Here is a 19047-nt window from a genome sequence, read left to right as displayed (position 1 = left end):
TCCCACGAGCCCGCGGAGCCCCGATGAACTGGCAGTTGTTCGGCGAGGTCGTCGTGACGCTGTTCGTGATCATGGACCCGCCGGGCACGGTGCCGGTGTTCCTCGCGCTGACGGGCAACCGGCGGCCGGCCGAGCGCACCCGGGCGGCCTGGCAGGCGGTCACCGTCGCCGGCGGGGTCATCACGATCTTCGCGCTGTTCGGCCGCACCCTCCTCGACTACATGCACATCAGCCTGCCAGCGCTGCAGGGCGCCGGTGGGCTGCTGTTGCTGCTGGTCGCGTTGGAACTGCTGACCGGGAAGGCGGACCAGCCGGACACCGCGACCGCCGGCAACGTCGCGATGGTGCCGCTCGGGACGCCGCTGCTGGCCGGGCCGGGCGCCATCGTCGCGACGATGGTGTTCGTGCAGGACTCCGACGGCGGCTGGGACTTCCTCGCGCTGGGGCTGGGCATCGCGGTGGTGCTGCTGGCGATCTGGGCGTCGATGCGGTTCAGCGTGCTGCTGCTGCGGGTGCTGAAGGAGTCGGGCATCCTGCTGGTCACCCGCATCGCCGGTCTGCTGCTGTCGGCCATCGCCGTCCAGCTGGTGGCCGACTCCGTCCGTGCCTTCGTCGACGGCGCGGGGTGACGACCCTGTCGGTGCCGCGCGGAAGAATGGCCCCATGAGCCAGCCCATCCTCGACGGCATGCCGCGGCGTCTGTACGGCGCCACGCCCACGCGGCTGAACACCTGGCTCGACTGCCCGCGGCGCTACCGCTTCGGCTACCTCGACCGCCCGCCGCCGCCCAAGGGCCCGCCGTGGGCCCACAACACGCTCGGCGCGGTGGTGCACAACGCGCTGGCCGGCTGGTGGCGGCTGCCCCGCGACGCCCGCACGCCGCACCGCGCCGGCGCCATGGTCGACGAGTACTGGACGGCTGAAGGGTTCCGCGACGCCGACCAAGCCGACGTCTGGCGGGTCCGGGCCCGCGACATGGTCACCGGCTACGTCGGCAAGCTCGACCCCGACGACGAACCGCGCGGCGTCGAGCGCACGGTCGGCCTCATCCACGGCGGCACGTCGCTCACCGGCCGCATCGACCGCGTCGACCAACGCGGCGACGAGCTGGTCATCGTCGACTACAAGACCGGGCGGCATGTCCTCACCACCGACGACGCCCGCAGCTCGCTGGCGCTCGCCGTCTACGCCGCCGCGGCAGCCCGCACGCTGCGCACCCCGTGTCACCGGGTCGAGCTGCACCACCTGCCGTCCGGCGGCGTCGCGGTGTGGGAGCACGACGACCGCACCCTCACCCGCCACCTCGACCGCGCCGACGCCATCGCCGCCGAGTGCGCCGCGGCCGACGCCGCGTTCAAGGCCGGCGACACCGGCGACGACCGGTTCCCGGCGCGGCCGTCGTCGCTGTGCGGCTGGTGCGACTACCTCCAGCACTGCCCCGAGGGCCGGGCGTCCACGTCCACCCGCGCGTCGTGGGCGGGTCTGGAACCGTCCTGATCGCGTTTGTCCGCTCCGTCACGTTTATCCGGGCGCTCCCGAGAGCATGATCATGCGGGCGCGGCCACAGCGACGGTGCGGTGGCGTACGCTGATTTGGCGGCTACCCACCGACCCGAAGGAGCGCGGATGGCAGGGCGCTACGGCGTCTCGTCCCGATCGGCCACGCGGCACTCGCCGCGCCGGCGTTCCCGCGTCCGTCGCCGATCCCGCATCCACGGGGTGCGGGTGACGTTCCTCAGCTGCTCGTTCGCGGTCACCGCCGGCCTGTTCGGGCTGGCCGGCACCGCCACCGGCCCGGACGTCCCGGCCAGCGCCGGCGTGCTGCCTCCGCTGTCCGACCGCGACGGCGACGACATCTCCCGCGGCGACGCGCGCGTCCCGTCCGCGAAGACCGCCCGGCCGGCCATGGAGAAGGTCGTCCCGCCGCCCGCCGACCCGAACGTCAAACCGGTCGCCACCGCGCCGCTCCCGGCCGGCAGCGGCTCCGGCCACCGCGTGGTGTTCGACATCACCCAGCAGGTGGTCTGGCTGGTCGACGCCGACGAGACCGTGCTGCGCACCTACTACGTGTCGGGCAGCCGCTACGACCAGCTGCCCACCGGCACCTTCGACGTCTTCTCGAAGTCGCGCGACGCCGTCAGCTGGCACGGCACCGAGACCATGGAGTACATGGTGCGGTTCTTCCGCGGCCAGAACTCCAACATCGGCTTCCACGACCTCCCGGTCGCCACCGCCACCGGCGCCGAGGTGCAGACGCTGTCGCAGCTCGGCACGCCGCTCTCCGACGGCTGCATCCGCCAGGACCTCGACGACGCCGTCGCGCTCTGGGAGCACACCGAGGTCGGCACCCCCGTGGTCGTCGTCCGCAGCTGAGTCCACCCGCACGCCGCCCGCCACCGCGGGCGGCTTCGTCATGCCCGCAGATTTGAACGTTCGTTCTGAACGCTCGTTCAAATCTGCGGTACGCTGCCGCCATGGGACATCGCGAACAGCTCATGACCGCCGCCAAGCGGTGCCTGGAGGAGCGCGGCTACGCGCGCACGACCTCGCGCGACATCGCCGCCGCGGCCGGCGCGCCGCTGGGCACCATCAACTACCACTACGGCTCCAAGGACGCGCTGCTCAACCGCGCGCTGCTGGAGTCGCTGTGGGAGTGGGGCGACCGCGCGGCGGCGACGTCCGGAGAAGACGACGGCACGCCGGGGGAGCGGATCGTCGCGATGTGGGCCCGGATGATCGACTCCCAGCTCACCGAGCGGGCGCTGATGGTGGCCAGCGTCGAGGCGATGGCCCAGGCCGAGCGGTCGCCGGAGATCCGCCAGCAGCTGGCCGACGCGCTCGAACGGTCACGGACGGGCCTCGCCGCGCAGCTGCACGGCCTCGACGGCATCGAGCCGACGGAGGAGACGCGGGCGGTCGGGTCGGTCCACTCGGCGTTGGTCGCGGGGCTCACCCAGCAGTGGCTGGTCGACCCCGAGCGGGCGCCGTCGGCCCGGGAGGTGGCCATCGGGTTGCGGGCCATCGCCCGCGACCTCGAGGGCGACGCCTGACCGGGGGCGGGAGTGCCCGAACCGTTCACCCACCTGCACGTCCACACGCAGTACTCGCTGCTCGACGGCGCCGCCCGGGTCAAGGACCTGCTCACCGCCGCCCGTGACCACGGCATGACGCACCTCGCGATGACCGACCACGGCAACCTGCACGGCGCCTACGACTTCCACCAGCAGGCCGCCGCGGCCGGCGTCACCCCGATCATCGGCATGGAGGCCTACGTCGCGCCGGAGTCGCGGCGGCACAAGGCCCGGGTGCTCTGGGGCCAGCCGCACCAGAAGCGCGACGACGTGTCCGGCTCCGGCGCGTACACCCACCTGACGATCTGGGCGGCCGACCGCACCGGCCTGCACCACCTGTTCCGGCTCTCGTCCGACGCCTACCAGGAGGGCTGGCTGCAGAAGTGGCCGCGGACGGACAAGGAGGCGCTCGCCGCGCACGCCGACGGGCTGATCGGCTCGACCGGCTGCCCGTCCGGCGAGGTGCAGACGCGGCTGCGGCTCGGCCAGGACGACGCGGCGCTGCGGGCCGCCGCCGACTACCGCGACATCTTCGGCGCCGGCCGGTTCTTCCTGGAGCTGATGGACCACGGCGTCGAGATCGAGCGGCGGGTCCGCGACGGCCTGCTCGACCTCGGCCGGCGGCTCGGCATCCCGCCGCTGGTCACCAACGACTCGCACTACACATACGCGCACGAGGCGGCCGCGCACGACGCGCTGCTGTGCATCCAGACCGGCGCCACGGTGTCCGACCCGAACCGGTTCCGCTTCGACGGCACCGGCTACCACCTCAAGTCCGCCGCCGAGATGTACGCCGTCGACTCCTCCGACGCCTGGCAGCAGGGCTGCCGCAACACGCAGCTCGTCGCCGAGCAGGTCGACCCCACGGGCTGGTTCGAGAAGCGCGACCTCATGCCGCGGTTCCCCGTCCCGGCCGGGTACACCGAGGTGACGTGGTTCCGCGAGCAGGTGGAGGCCGGGCTGCGGCGGCGCTACCCGGACGGCGTCACGGACGAGTACCGGCGGCAGGCCGAGTACGAGATGGACGTCATCGTCCAGATGGGCTTCCCCGGCTACTTCCTCGTCGTCGCGGACTTCGTCATGTGGGCGAAGGAACACGGCATCGCGGTCGGCCCGGGACGCGGGTCGGCGGCCGGGTCGCTGGTCTCGTACGCGATGGGCATCACCGACCTCGACCCGCTGGTGCACGGGCTGATCTTCGAGCGCTTCCTCAATCCTGAACGCGTCTCGATGCCCGACGTCGACATCGACTTCGACGAGCGCCGGCGCACCGAGGTGATCCGCTACGTGACCCAGAAGTACGGCGCCGACAAGGTCGCGCTGATCGGCACCTACGGCACCATCAAGGCGAAGAACGCGATCAAGGACTCCGCCCGCGTGCTCGGCTTCCCGTACGCCGTCGGCGACCGCATCACCAAGGCGATGCCGGCCGACGTCGGCGGCAAGGGCATCACGCTGTCCGGCATCACCGACCCGAAGCACCCGCGCTACGCCGAGGCGGCCGAGGTGCGCGGCATGTACGAGAACGAGCCGGACGTGCGCAAGGTCGTCGACGCGGCCAAGGGCGTCGAGGGCCTGGTGCGCCAGATGGGCGTGCACGCGGCCGGCGTGATCATGTCCAGCGAGCCGATCGTCGACCACGTGCCGGTGTGGGTGCGCCACTCCGACGGCGTCACGATCACCCAGTGGGACTATCCCACGTGCGAGTCGCTCGGCCTGCTGAAGATGGACTTCCTCGGGCTGCGCAACCTCACCATCCTCGACGACGCGGTCGCACTGGTGCGGCGCGGCACCGGCGCCGGGCTCGACCTGCTGGCGCTGCCGCTGGACGACCGCCCGACGTTCGAGCTGCTCGGCCGCGGCGACACCCTCGGCGTGTTCCAGTTCGACGGCAGCGCCATGCGGTCGCTGCTGCGGCTGATGCGCCCGGACCAGTTCGAGGACATCACCGCCGTGACCGCGCTCTACCGGCCCGGCCCGATGGGGATGAACTCGCACGTCAACTACGCGCTGCGCAAGAACGGCCAGCAGGACATCACGCCGATCCACCCGGAGCTGGAGGCGCCGCTGAAGGAGGTGCTCGACCTCACCTACGGCCTGGTCGTGTACCAGGAGCAGGTGCAGAAGGCGGCCCAGGTGCTGGCCGGGTACACGCTCGGCCAGGCCGACCTGCTGCGCCGGGCGATGGGCAAGAAGAAGCAGGAGGTGCTGGACCAGGAGTTCGGCTCGTTCCACGACGGCTGCCGGGACCGCGGCTACTCCGACGAGGCGATCCGCGCGGTGTGGGACGTGCTGGTGCCGTTCGCCGGCTACGCGTACAACAAGGCGCACGCGGCCGCGTACGCGCTGGTCTCGTACTGGACCGCCTACGTCAAGGCCAACCACCCGGCGGAGTACATGGCCGCGCTGCTGACGTCGGTGCGCGACGACAAGGACAAGTCGGCGGTGTACCTCAACGAGTGCCGGCGGATGGGGATCACGGTGCTGACGCCCGACGTCAATGACTCGGTGGCCGACTTCACGCCGCGCGGCGACGACACGATCGTGTTCGGGCTCAGCGCGGTGCGCAACGTCGGCACGTCGGTCGTCGAGGCGATCGTCCGGGCCCGCGACGAGCAGGGCCGGTTCGCGTCCTTCCCCGACTACCTCGCCAAGGTCGACGCAGCCGCCTGCGGCAAGCGGACGGTCGAGTCGCTGATCAAGGCCGGCGCGTTCGACGCCCTCGGCCACACCCGCAAGGGCCTGGCCGCCCGGTTCGAGCCGCTGGTCGACACCGCCGTCGCGGTGAAGCGCAAGGAGGCCGAGGGTCAGTTCGACCTGTTCGGCGACCACGGCACCGGCGACGGCGACCCGGTTGCCGCCGCTCCGTCGGACTTCCCGGACGACGAGTGGGACAAGGCGTTCCTGCTGGCCCAGGAACGGGAGATGCTCGGCCTGTACGTCTCCGACCACCCGCTGTTCGGCGTGCAGCACATGCTCGCCGAGCGGGCCGACGCGGCGATCTCGGCGCTGACCGGCGGCGACCACCCCGACGGCGCGGTCGTCACCATCGGCGGCATCGTGTCCAGCCTGCAGCGCAAGGTGACCAAGCGGGGCGACGCCTGGGCCATCGCCACCGTCGAGGACCTGGCCGGCTCGATCGACTGCATGGTCTTCCCGGCGACCTACCAGCTGGTCGCCGCCGGCCTGACCGAGGACGCGATTGTGCTGGTCAAGGGCCGTCTGGACAAGCGCGAGGAGGTGCCCCGCCTGGTCGTCTCGGAGCTGACGACACCGGACCTGAGCAGTGCCGACGCGCCGGTCCGGCTGGACGCGCTGGCGGCGCACGTGACGCCGGACTGGGCCCGGCGGCTGGCCGAGGTGCTGGCCGCGCACCGCGGGCCCACGGAGGTGCACCTGTGGGTGCGCGGACCGGCCAGGACCAGGGTCTACCGGCTCGGGCCGCGGGTCACCGTCCGGCCGGAGCTGTGGGCCGACCTCAAGGCGGCGGTGGTGCTGACGCCGGTCAGCGACCGCTGAGCGCGGCCGGCAGCTCGGCCCGGCTGGTGATGCCGAGCTTCGCGTAGATGCGGGCCAGGTGGCTCTCGACGGTGCGGGTCGAGATGGTGAGCCGGCGGGCGATGTCGCGTGAGGAGATGCCGGCCGCGGCCAGCGGGGCGATCTCCTGCTCGCGCCGGGTCAGCGCGACGGTCTGCTGCCGCGGCGGGGTGGTCCAGATGCCGAAGCCGGCCAGCGTCGCCTCGAACGCCGCGGCCAGCTCGGTGTCGCCGTCGGCCACGGCGCGGGCGTAGCCGGCCATCGCGTCGGCGCGCAGCAGGCCGTCGCACTGCTTGGCGGCGGCGGCCATCCGCTCGGCGACGTGCGACAGCGTCAGCTCGCGCGCCGTCGGCAGCCCGTCGGCCAGCCCGAGCAGCGCGACGTGCAGGGAGTCCAGTTCGGCCGGCGGCAGGTGCGCGGCGGCCGCGGCGTCGGCGGCGTCCATGGCGTTGTCGACGGCGTCGCTCTCGCTGCGCGCCAGGCCCACCCACAGCAGCGTGCGGCGGCGCCGTCCGAACATCGTCGACGTCTCGTGCACCGGCTGGCGCAGCGCCTCCTCGCGGAACCGGGCCGCGTCGTCGACGTCGCCGAGCCAGACCGCGGACTCCGCCGCCAGCGCCAGGACCGCCGGCAGCAACCCACGCGGGTCGGCGTCGCGCAGCGTGGCGATGGCGCCGCCCAGGTGCCCGGACGCCTCCGACCAGCGGCCGCGGGCCATCGCCAACTGTCCCTCGACCAGGCCCGGCACGTTGCGGTGGTGATGCACCTGCCCGATGTCGAGGTCGGACTCGTCGGCGTGCATCCGCTCGGCGCCGTCGACGTCACCGGCGAACAGCCGGATCACGGTGACGGCGGCGCGCAGCGGCATGAGGTACGCCGTCGCCTCGGACAGCGACTCGCGGGCGGCGACCATGTACCGCTCGCCCAGCCGCAGCGCCTCGGCCACCCGGCCGGCCCGGGCCAGCGACAACTGCACCGACGCGGCCAGCTGGATGCGGGCCAGCAGCGGCAGCGTGGTGTCGTTGAGAAAGTCGACCGCCTCGTCCAGCGCCTCGTCGGTGCGCCCCACGTTCATCAGCACGGCCAGCCGGTGCCCGCGCACCACGGCGGACGACTGCGTGCAGACGGCGACCCGCGGCAGCGCGTCGTCCAGCAGCCGCACCGCGGCCACGGGGTCGGCCTGCCCGTGGAACAGCACGTCGGCGCCGGTGATGGCGGCGTGCGCGATCAGCGGCGGCGTCAGCACCTCGTCCGGCAGCAGGTGCAGTTGGTCGAGGTCGGCCTGGGCGCGGTCGACGGCGCCGAGGACGCGGTGCGCGCGGGCCCGCTCGGCCAGCGCGCCGGCCACGACGACGTCGTCGGGATCGGCCAGCAGCGCGAGGTCGGCGAACCGGCGCCCGTCGGCGGCCTGCTGCAGCCGGTTGGCCAGCGCGGCCGCCTCGACCAGCAGCTCCGGCTCGGGCACCGAGCCCGCCTCCAGCGCCCACGACACCCACCGCAGCAGGTCCGGCAGCGACGCGTCGTGCGGCCCCGGGAGGTGCCGGACCACGCGCTCCCGCAGCACGCGGCGCCGTCCGGGCGGCACCAGGCTGCGGATCGCCTCGCCGTACACCGGGTGCGACAGTGTGACCGTCGGCGGTGCCGCGGCGTTGTCGACGACCAGCATGCCGGCCTCGACCAACGGGTCGACGGTGTCGGTGTCGGCCAGCTCGAACAGCAGCGGCAGCGGCAGCGACTCGGCCAGCGACACGATCTCCAGGACCTCGCGCTCGCTGTCCGGGCGGCGCCGCAGTTCCGCCGTGACCAGCTCGATCAGCCGGCCCGGCACCACCGGCCCGGTCCACGTCCACACGCCGTGATTGTTCAGCAGCTCGTCCCGGCTCAGCGCCGAGCGGACCAGTTCGCGCAGGTAGAGCGGGTTGCCGAGGCTCGCCTCCCACATGCGGCGGTCGGTGTCGCGGCCGACGACGCCGCCGAGCGCCTCGCGCAGCAGCAGCGTCGTCTCGGCCCGGTCCAGCGGCGCGACGTCGATCCAGCGCAGCCAGCCGTCCTTCCACAGCGCCAGCAGGTCGTCCGGGATCGCGGGGTTCGGCCGGCTGGTCACCAGCAGCCGCGCCCGCCGCGACATCGCCAGCATGCGCAGCACGCCCGCGCTCGCGCCGTCCAGCAGGTGGCCGTCCTCGACCCGCAGCACCACCGGCCGCCCGCCGGCGTCGCGGGCCAGCCGGTTGGCGGCCGCCTGGAACACCGAGATCGGGCTGGCGTCGGCGTGCGCCCCGACGTCGGTCAGCAACGGCGCCAGCGCGCCGAGCATGACCGGCTGCGCCCGGCTCGGCGATGTGACGGTCACCACATGGGCGGTCTCGGCCACCGCCTCCTCGAGCCGGCTCGCCAACGTCGACTTGCCCACGCCCGACTCACCGATCAGCAGCACGCCGAACGCCGTCGCGGAATCGTTGCCGGTCAGGACCTGCAGCGCGGCCGCGTACTCGTCGTACCGGCCGACCAGCGGCCAGTGACTCAGCGCGTGAGTGGCGTGCATGCACGCCAACGGTAGAGGCAGATGACCAAGATCGCGGTGATCCGCGCAGAAGAATTTGCGTAATCACTACGGATGTCGCCCGTACCCGCCTCTTCGTAGCGTTGGGCCAGGGAAGACGGCGGGCTGGTACCACGTCGGACTCCCGCGCACGGCCGATCAGCAGGGGGCGCCTGCGACACGGCCGCGCAGCCATCCGATGACCGTCGGCACCCTCCACCCCGAGGTCACACCACCCCTGCGCCGGCGGTCATCGGAAGGCACACTCGGACCCGAAGGGATCCGGCGACTCCCTCCCCCGTGGGGTCACCGGGTCCCTTCGCCGCGTCCGGACTACGCTGCGGCATCGTGCAGGAGACGCGCCTCGACATCGATCGCATCCGGGCGGCACGCCGGCTGATCGACCCGCTGTTCCTCGACACGCCGCTGTATCCCGTCCAGGGCCTGCAGCCGGACCTGGGCTGCGCGGTCAGCGTCAAGCTCGAGACCGCGAACCCGGTCCGCAGCTTCAAGGGCCGCGGCACCGAGCTGGTCGCGGGCCTGTTCGCCGCCGACGGCGGGGGAGCGGTGGTGTGCGCCAGCGCGGGCAACCTCGGTCAGGCCCTCGCCTGGTCCGGTCGGGGGCGCGGGCTCGACGTCACCGTGGTGGCCTCCCGGTTCGCGCCGACGGCCAAGCTCGATCGCATCCGGGCGCTGGGCGCGGATCTGGAGCTGGTGGACGGCGACTTCGACCTGGCCCGTGAGCGGGCGGCGACGATCGCGCGTCACGACGGAATCCGGCTGGTCGAGGACAGCCTCGACCTCGAGACCTGTGAAGGCGCGGCGACGATCGGCCTGGAACTGGTGGACGCCGTGGCGCCGTTCGACGCCGTCCTGATCGCGCTCGGCGGCGGAGCGCTTGCCACCGGCGTGGGTCAGGTGCTGAAGACCATGGCGCCCGGTGTCGAGGTGATCTGCGTCCAGCCGCTCGGCGCGCCGGCGATGACCCTCTCGTGGCGCCAGCGACGCGTCCTCACCACCGACTCCACCGACACCATCGCCGACGGCGTCGCGGGCCGCCGTCCGATCCCGGCCGTCCTGGACGACCTGCTCGTGCTCGCCGACGACGCCGTCCTGGTCAGGGAGGAGTCGATCACCGCCGGCATGCGGATGCTCCTCGACCACGCCGGCCTTGTCGTCGAGCCGTCGGCGGCGCTCGGCGTCGCGGCGATCCTCGAGGACCGCGAGCGCTTCGCCGGGCGGCACGTCGTCACCATCGTGTGCGGCAGCAACGTCGATCTCGCGAACTACCACCGCTGGGTCGGCGTGGCTCCCGCCGTCCCGTGACCCGATGCGCCGGGCGAGCCGGCGCATCGTGGCCGTGGGTCAGGACGTCGCGGTGGGGTCGGCCTCGGGGGAGTGGCCCGCGCCGCCGTCGTCGACGGACTTGCCACCGCGGGTGCGGCGCCGGGTGCGCTGCCGCTTGGGCCGCGCCTCCTCGTCGGTGCGGTGCTCGGAGCGACCCTGCGCGCCGACCGTCGCGGGCTCGCCGCCGCGGGTGCGGCGCCGGCCACCGCCGCGGCGGGCGCGGGGCTGCCGGCTGCGGGTCTTGCCGGTCTCGCCGAGGTCCTCGAGCTTCTCCGCGTCGAGCCCGGCGCGGGTGCGCTCGGACCGCGGCAGCGTGCCCTTGGTGCCCGGCGGGATGCCGAGGTCGTGGAAGAAGTGCTCGCTGCTGGAATACGTCTCGACCGGCTCCGGGTAGGGGAGGTCGAGCGCGTCGTTGATCAGCTTCCAGCGGGTGAGGTCGTCCCAGTCGACGAACGTGACGGCGACGCCCGACGCGCCGGCCCGGCCGGTGCGGCCGATGCGGTGCAGGTACGTCTTCTCGTCCTCGGGGCAGGTGAGGTTGACGACGTGGGTGACGCCCTCGACGTCGATGCCGCGGGCCGCGACGTCGGTGGCGACGAGGACGTCGACCTTGCCGCTGCGGAACGCCCGCAGCGCCTGCTCGCGCGCGCCCTGGCCGAGGTCGCCGTGCACGGCGGCGACGGCGAACCCGCGGTCCTTCAGCTCGTCGGCCAGCCGCTGGGCGGCCCGCTTCGTCTGACTGAAGATCATGGCGAGCCCGCGGCCCTCGGCCTGCAGCAGCCGCGCCACCATCTCGTCCTTGTCGAGCTGGTGCGCCCGGTAGACGAACTGCGCCGTCGTGGGGACGGTCTGGGTCTCGTCGGGGGACTCGGCCCGGATGTTGACCGGGTGCCGCATGTAGCGGCGGGCCAGGCCGATGACGGCGGCCGGCATGGTGGCGGAGAACAGCATCGTCTGACGCAGCTCCGGCGTCAGCGCGATGAGCTTCTCGACGTCGGGCAGGAAGCCGAGGTCGAGCATCTCGTCGGCCTCGTCGAGCACGAGCACCTTGACGTGGCTGAGGTCGAGGTGGCCCTGCGCGGCGAGGTCGAGCAGCCGCCCGGGCGTGCCGACGACGACGTCGACGCCCTTGGTGAGCGCGTTGACCTGCGGCTCGTAGGCACGGCCGCCGTAGAGCGTGACGACGCGGACCTTGCGCACCGTCGAGGCGGTGGCGAGGTCGCCGTTGACCTGGACGGCCAGCTCGCGGGTGGGGGTGACGACCAGCGCCTGCGGCTTGCCCGGCTCGTTCGCCAGGCCGTAGTCGCGGTCGCCGGGGGCGACGATGCGCTGCAGCAGCGGAATGCCGAACGCGAACGTCTTGCCGGTGCCCGTCCGGGCCTGACCGATGAGGTCGCTGCCGGTCAGCGCTACCGGGATGGCCATTTCCTGGATGGGAAACGCCTCGGTGATGCCGACGCGCTCGAGCGCCTCGGCGATGGGTGGGAACACACCCAGGTCGGTGAAGGTTGTCAGGGCGTCTCGCCTCATTCGTCGCAGGACCCCGAGGCCGCGAGACGGCATGTACGCGACGCGCCAACCGGGCCGCGCGCCGGCGGTCATCGCCGGCGGGCCCAGAGGCCGCGTGGTACGCGTACGGACGTCCGGTTCGTCCCCGGGGGGCGCCCGTTTCGCCCGGACGCCATCTATACCATCGCCCAGTGTAACGGCAAGTGGAATGGAGTGCTGTACACCGTCATCCGCGCCACGCCGTTATCGTTGCGATCGTGAGCGCGAACGACGCCTTCGACGACCCCGCCTACCGCGCCGGCATCGTCGATCTGCTCGGCCTGCTGGGGCTGGGTGAGCTGACGGGGTTCGAGCGCATGGCCGCCGACGCCGGGCTGGCGCCGTCGCTGGCCGACAAGGCCGCGCTGGCGGGCATGGCGGTCACCGAGTTCCACCACTTCGAGCGCATCCGCGACCGCCTCGACGAGCTCGGCGCGCCGGTCGACGACGCCATGGCGCCGTTCCGGGTGCCGCTGGAGCAGTTCCACGCCAACACCGCGCCGGCCGACTGGCTGGAAGGGCTGGTCAAGGCGTACGTCGGCGACGGCATCGCGGCCGACTTCTACCGCGAGGTCGCCGAGACCGTCGACCCGCGGACCCGCGAGCTGGTCATCGACGTGCTGGCCGACGCCGGCCACGCCGACTTCGCCGTCGGCCGGGTCCGCGACGCCGTCGACGCCGACCCGCGGCTGGCCGGACGGCTCGCGCTGTGGGCCCGCCGCCTGGTCGGCGAGGCGCTGGCCCAGGCCCAGCGCGTCGCCGTCGACCGCGACGCCCTGGCCGCACTCCTCGTGGGCGGCGTCGACCGCCCGGGCATGGATCTCGCCGAGCTCGGTCAGCTGTTCGCGCGCATCACGAAGAAGCACACCGACCGGATGACCAAGCTCGGCCTGTCGGCCTGACTCAGACGGTGCCGAAGCCGACCCGGCGCTCGACCGGCTCGCCGATCTCGACGTACGTCAGGTGCTCGGTGCGTACCAGCAGCCGACGGCCGCGCTCGTCGGTGAGGTCGAGCAGACCGTTGGCGTCGCTGAGCGCCGAACGGACGGTGCTCTCGATCTCCTTCGGCGTCTGACCGCTCTCGAGCACGAGCTCCCGCGTGGCGTTGTGCACGCCGATCTTGACCTCCACGGCCACCCTGTTCTCCCCTCGGGCCCAAGGACCTGTTGTCGGTGTGGTCAACCGCAAGGCTAGTCGAGCCCATTCCGCCGCCGGCGGCGTGTGCGCCGCGAGCGTAATCAGCCGTCGCGCTTGGGGAAGCCGCGGATGCCGCGCCAGCCGAGTGTGGCGACGAGCTCGGCGGCGGCCGCGCGCGGGATGGTGCCGCCGGACGACAGCCAGTACCGGGCCGTGACCTGCGCGATGCCGACGAGGCCGACGGCGAGCAGGTTGGACTCCTCGGGCGGCAGGCCGGTGTCGTCGGCGATGATCTGGCTGACCTCCTGGGCGCACAGCTCGGTCAGGCGGTCCAGCCGCTCGCGGACGACCGGCTCGTTCGGCAGGTCGGACTCGAACAGCAGGCGGTAGCCGCCGGAGTCGTTGTCGACGAACTCGAAGTAGGCGTTGACCGTGGCGATGACGCGCTGCTTGTTGTCGTTGGTGGACGCCATGGCGCGGTGCAGCGTGGTCAGCAGCTCGTTCTTGCTGGCGTCGAGGAGCGCGATGTACAGCTCCAGCTTGCCGGGGAAGTGCTGGTACAGAACCGGCTTGCTGACGCCGGCGCGGTCGGCGATGTCGTCCATGGCCGCCGCGTGGTAGCCCTGCGCGACGAACACCTCGCGGGCGGCGCCGAGCAGCTGGGTGCGGCGCTGGTCCCGGGGCATGCGGATGCCGCGGGCCGGGATGGCGGGCACGGTCGTCACGGCACTCCTCGGATTGGATATATGTCGGGATCGTATCGTTCCCGGCGCCGAACCCTCAGCGGTAGTCGTCGTCGTCGAAGCCGACCGGCTGGCGTTGTTCCTGCGCATCGGCGGGATCGACGCCGTCGGGGACGTCGCTCTCGGCGTCGTCGCCGGAGTCGGGATCGTCGACGAGGTCGCGGTGCTGCTCGCTCAGATCGCCCTCGGCGACCTCGGGATCGTCGTCGTGCCAACGTTCGGTCACCGTGCACCTCCCGGGCGCGTGCCTCTCATCGACGGTACCCGCTCAGCGTGCCCGCAGTCGGCGGTGTGCCAACATCTCAGTGTGGAACGGATCGAGGCCTGGCCGGGTGAGCCGCGGACGCTCTCGACCGGGCGGCGCGTCTTCGTCCGCCACACCACGCCGCCCGCGTCCGACGGCGCCGGCGAGCGCACCCCGCTGGTGTACGTCCACGGGCTTGGCGGCTCGTCCACGAACTGGACGGCGCTCATGCGCGAGCTGCGCGGCGACGCCGAGCAGTGGGCGATCGACCTCCCCGGCTTCGGCGAGTCCCCGCCCGGCGACCACCACACCGTCGCCGAGTACGTCGCCGACGTCGTCGCGTTCCTCGAGACGTTCGACCGGCCGGTGCACCTGGTCGCGAACTCGCTCGGCGGCATGATCTGCGTCTACGTCGCCTCCCGGCGGCCCGACCTCGTGCTGACGCTGAGCCTCGTCTCGCCGGCGATGCCGCAGTACCGGCTGCCGTGGGCCGCGCAGGCGACCGCCGTCATGGCCGTGCCGTGGGTGGGTGAGCGCATCCTGCGTGCGGCGGCGGGCATCCCGACGGAGAAGCAGGCCGAGCGGCTGACGGCGATGCTGTTCGCGAACGCGGCCGTGGTGCCGGTGGCCGAGCTGACGTTCGCCGCCGAGCAGCGCGACCGGTGGACCGAGAAGCCGTACGCCGACACCGTCCTGCTGTCCGCGCTGCGCTCGATCGTCGCGCACTACACCAGGCCCGGACGGCAGTCCGCCTGGCGGGCGGCCAGCCATCTGCTGCGGCCGACGCTGGTGATCATGGGAGCGCGCGACGCTCTGGTCGGGCCGTGGGGACGCACCCGGTGGCGGCGGGCGCTGCGCTACGCCCGGCTCGTCTACATGCCCAACACCGGGCACGTCGCGATGATGGAGCACCCGGTCGCCGTCGCCGCCGTCATCCGCGAGTTCATCCGCGACGCGTCCAGGATCCGGACACCGGCGTCCACCAGGCGAACACTCGATCAGGGAATGCCGAATCCCGTGGCACCGTTGGCAGAGGAAAGAACCCACGCCTCGAACTGACGGAGCCGATCGTGTCCCTGCCTCCTCTGGTGGAGCCCGCAGCTGAGCTCACAGTCGATGAGGTCCGCCGCTACTCCCGGCACCTCATCATCCCCGACGTCGGCATGGCCGGTCAGAAGCGGCTGAAGAACGCGAAGGTGCTGGTCGTCGGCGCGGGCGGCCTCGGTTCGCCCGCCCTGCTGTACCTCGCCGCGGCCGGCGTCGGCACGCTGGGCATCGTCGAGTTCGACGAGGTCGACGAGTCCAACCTGCAGCGCCAGGTCATCCACGGCCAGTCCGACATCGGCCGGTCCAAGGCGCAGTCGGCGCGCGACTCCGTCAAGGAGGTCAACCCGTACGTCGACGTCATCCTGCACGAGACGCGGCTCGACAACGACAACGTGCTGGAGATCTTCTCCGGCTACGACCTCATCCTCGACGGCACCGACAACTTCGCCACCCGCTACCTCGTCAACGACGCCGCCGTGCTGCTCGGCAAGCCGTACGTGTGGGGCTCGATCTACCGGTTCGAGGGCCAGGTCAGCGTGTTCTGGGCCGAGCACGGGCCGAACTACCGCGACCTCTACCCCGAGCCGCCGCCGCCCGGCATGGTGCCGTCGTGCGCCGAGGGCGGCGTGCTGGGCGTGCTGTGCGCGTCCATCGGCTCGATCATGGTCACCGAGGCGATCAAGCTCATCACCGGCATCGGCGACCCCCTGCTCGGCCGCCTGATGATCTACGACGCGCTCGAGATGAACTACACCACGCTGAAGATCCGCAAGGACCCCACGGCCGAGCCCGTCACCGAGCTGATCGACTACGAGGCGTTCTGCGGCACGCTGAGCGACGAGGCCGCCGAGGCCGCCGCCGACGCCACCATCTCCGTCGTGAAGCTCAAGGCTTGGCTCGACGAGCGCGAGGCCGGTCAGCGCGACTTCCTGCTGGTCGACGTGCGCGAGCCGAACGAGTACGAGATCAACCGCATCCCCGGCGCGGTGCTCATCCCGAAGAACGAGTTCCTCACCGGTGAGGCGCTGGGCAAGCTGCCGCAGGACAAGCAGGTCGTGCTGCACTGCAAGTCGGGCATGCGCTCGGCCGAGGCACTGGCCGTCATCAAGGGCGCCGGCCTCGCCGACGCCGTGCACGTCGGTGGCGGAGTGGCCGCTTGGGTCAACCAGATCGACCCGTCGCAGCCCTCGTACTGATCCGTCAGCACCGCCGGGCCGCCACGACCTCGTGTCGTGGTGGCCCGTTGCGTTGAGGGCCGCCTGCGCCGGTGGGTTCGTGCGCCGGTGGGTTCGTGCGCCGCCGGGGTCATGGCCCGCCCGGCTGGGAGGGAGTCCCACCCTACGGGCGGGCACCGACAGAGTCTGCGTTCGCGTTGCCCGCCGCCGCCCCGCGGCCTCTCGCAACGGCCGGCAGCGGTCGCGGTCAGAGCATGTCGCGGCGCTGCATCTGGGTCCAGAAGATCCAGCCGGGCAGGATCGGCAGCCAGAACGACACCAGCCGGAACACCAGCACGGCGGTCACGGCGGTCGTCGCGCCGACGCCGAGGGTGCTGACGCCAGCGGTCAGGGCGGCCTCGACGGCGCCCAGGCCGCCGGGGGTCGGCACGGCCATGCCGAGCGTGTTGCCGACCAGCTGGACGACGGCCATGGCGGCGAGGTTCGCGGCCCCGCCGACCGCCTTCAGGCAGACGTAGAAGCAGAAGATCAGGCTGGCCGACTGCAGCACGATACCGGCCAGCGCCACCAGCAGCTTGCGCGGGTTGCTGAGCACGTCCAGCAACCGCGGCAGACCACGCTGGGCGAAGTCGCCCCACAGCGCCCGCAGCCGCACGCGCACCGGCGGGATCAGCGCCAGCACGGCCGCGGCCGCCAGCACGATCAGCACGATGATCAACGTGTTCAGCGACGGGTCGATGTCGGGTGCCGCCGACGACCCGGACACGACGCCGAGGATGCCGATGACGGGGAACGTGATGGAGACGTTCGCCACCTGGTTCGCGGCGACGCTCGCCGCCGCCAGCGGGGCCGCCACGCCGGCCTTCGTCAGGACCCGGATGTTGATCGCGACGACGCCGACGGTGGCGGGCGCGAACAGCCGCAGGAAGCCCAGGGAGACCTGCGCGCCGACGACGCGCCAGAACGGCACCTTCTCCGGCACGAACCCGAGCAGCGCGAACGCCGCACCGAGGTAGCTGGTGAACATCAGCACGATCGCGATGAACAGCCACCGCCAGTCGGTCTGCGACCACAGTTGGGTGAGCGACACGTCGGACAGCTGGGTGCCGACGAGGTAGACGGCGAACACCGCGCCGACGCCGGTGAGCAGCGACAACGGCCGCAGCCGCTGCAGTCGCACCGGCTCGTCGGGCTCCTGGCCGGTGCTGCTGACCAGGCCGTCGCGCAGCTTGGTGAGCACGTCGCGGCGGCCCTTGAGGTCCATGCGGGTCGACCGGGCCAGCGCGACCGGCTGCAGCAGCGGGATGGCGGCGCTGACGACGTCGCGGCCGAGCACGCGGATGGCGGTGGCGATGGTGCGGTCGACGCCGACGACGAGGGCGCAGCCGACCAGCGCCTGGGCGAGGTCGGCGCGGATCGCCAGCTCCGGCGCGGCCACCTCGCCGCCGGACGGGTCGAGCAGCCAGACCTTGCCGGCGTCGGAGATGAGGATGGTCCGACCGGAGATGCGCCGGTGCGCCACCTCGTTGCGACGCAGCCGCCCCAGCTGCCGCCACAGGTCCTCGAGCATGGCGTCGGTGACCTGGTCGGCCGGCATGTTGGCGAGGATGGTGCCGGGCACGTGGTCGTAGACGATGGCGGCGGCGTCGGACCCGATGCGCAGGACGTTGCGCAGCTTCGGCGTGCGGGCGCCGGCCCGCGAGACGGCGAGGGCCTGCAGCGTGATCTGGTTGACGGCGTTGCGCATCGTCACCATCTGCCGCGGCAGCACCTCTTCGCGGGTGCGGATCTGGTCGGCGGCGCGGACGACGATGCCGGCGCCGTCGTTGTCGCGGTCCAGGACGAGGACGCCGAGCATCCCCTGCGTGCTCTCGGCGATGTAGCGGCGGTACTTGTCGACGGGGTCGGCGCGCAGCGTGGTGACGTCGTAGCCGTTGTCGCGCAGGACGGCGGCCACCTTGTGCCCGTTCGGCGCCAGCGACGGCTGCCCGCTGATCAGCCGGACCAGCAGGCCCATCGCCCGGCCGAGCGCGAGGGAGACCAGCAGGCCGCCGACGGTGACCTCGCCCTGGAACAGCCAGACGGCGAAGCTGCCGGCGATCGCGAACCCCGCGACCTGACGGATCCGCGGCAGCTGCAGCCGCGACACCACCGTCATCATCGCGACCAGCAGGGTCGGCATCGCGGGCACGGCCGTGCCGTCGAACCCGTCGACGACCGGGACGAAGGTGTCGTGCAGCCGCTCGGGCGCCGGCCCGGCCAGCCAGTTCGACAGCAGCGCCGCCGCGAGGGAGGCCACGGCTCCGGCAGCCAGCAGTTCGACCGTCGTCCGCATGCGGCCGCGGACCATCAGCAGGAACACCAGCACCGGCGGCAGCAGCAGGCTGGCCAGCTCGGACGCCAGCGCGATGAAGTCGACCGGGCCGCTCGGGACGACCCGGTTGAGGGCGGCGAGGTCGGCGGTCAGGCTGGTGAGCGTCCGCTCAGCCACGACGGCGAGCGCCGCCAGCGCCGTCATCAGCACCAGGACGAGGACCAGCCGCAGGAGGTCGATGGGGCGCCGGGTACGACGAGGCAGCGGGGGCTCCTCGACCACGATCTTGCCGGCCGGGACCCGCCGCGCGCGTGTCGCCTCGGTCGTCTCCGTCATCGCAGACCGA

15 protein-coding genes are annotated in these 19047 nt (G+C 72.6%); 9 read left to right on the top strand and 6 right to left on the bottom strand.

Annotation, left to right across the window (positions count from 1 at the left end; genetic code table 11):
* Positions 1-23: 23 nt before the first annotated feature.
* From BLU82_RS22725 to dnaE, 5 genes are all read left to right on the top strand, one after another.
* A complete protein-coding gene (locus BLU82_RS22725; protein ID WP_092623311.1) occupies positions 24-629 on the top strand; it encodes a MarC family protein in 606 nt (201 codons plus the stop codon).
* Positions 630-663: 34 nt separating this feature from the next.
* Positions 664-1497: a PD-(D/E)XK nuclease family protein gene (locus BLU82_RS22720; RefSeq protein WP_092623310.1), complete on the top strand. Its 834-nt coding sequence runs from the start codon at positions 664-666 to the stop codon at positions 1495-1497.
* A gap of 128 nt (positions 1498-1625) precedes the next feature.
* A complete protein-coding gene (locus tag BLU82_RS22715) occupies positions 1626-2372 on the top strand; it encodes a L,D-transpeptidase (protein WP_092623309.1) in 747 nt (248 codons plus the stop codon).
* Positions 2373-2473: 101 nt separating this feature from the next.
* On the top strand, positions 2474-3049 hold the full coding sequence (locus tag BLU82_RS22710; RefSeq protein ID WP_172885682.1) for a TetR/AcrR family transcriptional regulator: 576 nt from the start codon (positions 2474-2476) through the stop codon (positions 3047-3049).
* A gap of 12 nt (positions 3050-3061) precedes the next feature.
* Complete coding sequence (gene dnaE / locus BLU82_RS22705) at positions 3062-6589, top strand: DNA polymerase III subunit alpha (RefSeq protein WP_092623307.1); 3528 nt, start codon at positions 3062-3064, stop codon at positions 6587-6589.
* Here the strand turns inward: dnaE and BLU82_RS22700 are convergent.
* Positions 6576-9149, bottom strand: a complete 2574-nt coding sequence (locus BLU82_RS22700; RefSeq protein ID WP_092623306.1) for a LuxR family transcriptional regulator — start codon at positions 9147-9149, stop codon at positions 6576-6578. The genes dnaE and BLU82_RS22700 overlap by 14 nt on opposite strands.
* Before the next feature lie 345 nt (positions 9150-9494).
* Between BLU82_RS22700 and BLU82_RS34800 the strand changes: the two genes are divergently transcribed.
* Positions 9495-10472, top strand: a complete 978-nt coding sequence (locus BLU82_RS34800) for a threonine/serine dehydratase (RefSeq protein WP_172885681.1) — start codon at positions 9495-9497, stop codon at positions 10470-10472.
* A gap of 39 nt (positions 10473-10511) precedes the next feature.
* Here BLU82_RS34800 and BLU82_RS22690 read toward each other — a convergent pair whose 3' ends face one another.
* Positions 10512-11984: a DEAD/DEAH box helicase gene (locus tag BLU82_RS22690; RefSeq protein ID WP_231947561.1), complete on the bottom strand. Its 1473-nt coding sequence runs from the start codon at positions 11982-11984 to the stop codon at positions 10512-10514.
* 275 nt (positions 11985-12259) lie between these two features.
* Between BLU82_RS22690 and BLU82_RS22685 the strand changes: the two genes are divergently transcribed.
* Entirely contained in the window at positions 12260-12943 is a 684-nt protein-coding gene (locus tag BLU82_RS22685) for a ferritin-like fold-containing protein (RefSeq protein WP_197682398.1), read from the top strand.
* 1 nt (position 12944) lies between these two features.
* Here BLU82_RS22685 and BLU82_RS22680 read toward each other — a convergent pair whose 3' ends face one another.
* The 3 genes from BLU82_RS22680 to BLU82_RS34365 all read right to left on the bottom strand — a co-directional run bounded on the left by BLU82_RS22680 (position 12945) and on the right by BLU82_RS34365 (position 14147).
* Entirely contained in the window at positions 12945-13178 is a 234-nt protein-coding gene (locus BLU82_RS22680) for a DUF3107 domain-containing protein (protein ID WP_231947560.1), read from the bottom strand.
* Positions 13179-13279: 101 nt separating this feature from the next.
* Positions 13280-13864, bottom strand: a complete 585-nt coding sequence (locus BLU82_RS22675; RefSeq protein ID WP_370246332.1) for a TetR/AcrR family transcriptional regulator — start codon at positions 13862-13864, stop codon at positions 13280-13282.
* A 94-nt stretch (positions 13865-13958) separates the two neighbouring features.
* Positions 13959-14147 carry a hypothetical protein gene (locus tag BLU82_RS34365; RefSeq protein WP_157741203.1) on the bottom strand — a complete coding sequence of 63 codons (189 nt, stop codon included), beginning with the start codon at positions 14145-14147 and terminating at the stop codon, positions 13959-13961.
* Positions 14148-14228: 81 nt separating this feature from the next.
* Between BLU82_RS34365 and BLU82_RS22670 the strand changes: the two genes are divergently transcribed.
* Both BLU82_RS22670 and moeZ read left to right on the top strand, forming a co-directional pair.
* The gene (locus BLU82_RS22670) at positions 14229-15224 is read left to right on the top strand and encodes an alpha/beta fold hydrolase (protein WP_157741202.1); all 996 of its coding nucleotides are present in this window, start codon (positions 14229-14231) and stop codon (positions 15222-15224) included.
* An 11-nt stretch (positions 15225-15235) separates the two neighbouring features.
* A complete protein-coding gene (gene moeZ, locus BLU82_RS22665; RefSeq protein WP_092623302.1) occupies positions 15236-16408 on the top strand; it encodes an adenylyltransferase/sulfurtransferase MoeZ in 1173 nt (390 codons plus the stop codon).
* Positions 16409-16634: 226 nt separating this feature from the next.
* Here moeZ and BLU82_RS22660 read toward each other — a convergent pair whose 3' ends face one another.
* On the bottom strand, positions 16635-19037 hold the full coding sequence (locus BLU82_RS22660) for a lysylphosphatidylglycerol synthase transmembrane domain-containing protein (protein WP_092623301.1): 2403 nt from the start codon (positions 19035-19037) through the stop codon (positions 16635-16637).
* Positions 19038-19047: the final 10 nt, after the last annotated feature.

Source organism: Jiangella sp. DSM 45060 (genome assembly GCF_900105175.1).
GTDB lineage: Bacteria > Actinomycetota > Actinomycetes > Jiangellales > Jiangellaceae > Jiangella.
Note: the sequence above shows the minus strand (reverse complement) of the source record. Positions and strands in the feature narration are given on the sequence as shown.

Bases quoted from the DNA above. Each gene is read 5' to 3' on its own strand.
- BLU82_RS22725 (WP_092623311.1), top strand. From the start codon at position 24: ATGAACTGGCAGTTGTTCGGCGAGGTCGTCGTGACGCTGTTCGTGATC.
- BLU82_RS22720 (WP_092623310.1), top strand. From the start codon at position 664: ATGAGCCAGCCCATCCTCGACGGCATGCCGCGGCGTCTGTACGGCGCC.
- BLU82_RS22715 (WP_092623309.1), top strand. From the start codon at position 1,626: ATGGCAGGGCGCTACGGCGTCTCGTCCCGATCGGCCACGCGGCACTCG.
- BLU82_RS22710 (WP_172885682.1), top strand. From the start codon at position 2,474: ATGGGACATCGCGAACAGCTCATGACCGCCGCCAAGCGGTGCCTGGAG.
- BLU82_RS22700 (WP_092623306.1), bottom strand. From the start codon at position 9,149: ATGCACGCCACTCACGCGCTGAGTCACTGGCCGCTGGTCGGCCGGTAC.
- BLU82_RS22675 (WP_370246332.1), bottom strand. From the start codon at position 13,864: ATGCCCCGGGACCAGCGCCGCACCCAGCTGCTCGGCGCCGCCCGCGAG.
- BLU82_RS22660 (WP_092623301.1), bottom strand. From the start codon at position 19,037: ATGACGGAGACGACCGAGGCGACACGCGCGCGGCGGGTCCCGGCCGGC.